The sequence below is a fragment of the Marinovum sp. 2_MG-2023 genome, from assembly GCF_030548265.1.
GTDB lineage: Bacteria > Pseudomonadota > Alphaproteobacteria > Rhodobacterales > Rhodobacteraceae > Marinovum.
Genome location: NZ_JAUOSD010000083.1, coordinates 1 through 551 on the forward strand (window position 1 = coordinate 1; position 551 = coordinate 551).

The 551-nt window shown below is 57.9% G+C and carries 1 pseudogene; it reads left to right on the forward strand.

Features of this window, described 5'->3' with window-relative positions:
- Window positions 1-442 precede the first annotated feature (442 nt).
- A pseudogene (locus tag Q4577_RS23695) lies at window positions 443-551 on the forward strand (IS6 family transposase); the annotation flags it as partial.

Below are 551 nucleotides of genomic sequence, written 5' to 3' on the forward strand. Positions count from 1 at the left end.
GACCTCAAAGGCGCTTGCGCCGAATTTGGAAGTCCCAGTTCTGCATTCGCAAACGTCAGTTTTTCAACAGAATCGGCTCCTAGCGGTCGATCGCCGCGCGCTGCCTCAATGTCGGCTCTATTGATCAACAAGTTCGGCGGTTTTGCTGCGTGGCTTTCTCTTTGTTGCTGAGGAGGGCGGACCGCGTTGACGGCCCGCCCTTGTTAATAGCTTTCGGGCCGGTCACCCTGAAAAGTCAAAGCGGGCTTTTTGTCCTTTGGAACTCAGACCCTGATCCAAAGGAAAATCCCCATGACCAAGCCCAAACCGGCAGGCCCGGCTCTCTCAATCTCCCACCCTGACCTCGCCTCTGCCCTCGCGCAGATCGGCACGGAGGTCGATCACCAACCCCTGCGGGCATTGCCAACTTGCTGCCGCATCTTGGTACGTCTAGCGTTCTATCATGAGGATACCAGCTGAGATGCCGCGCCTAAGGGGCTACCGTTTCCCCCGTGAAGTCGTGGCTTATGCCGTATGGGTCTATCATCGCTTCGCGCTCAGCACGGCGGACG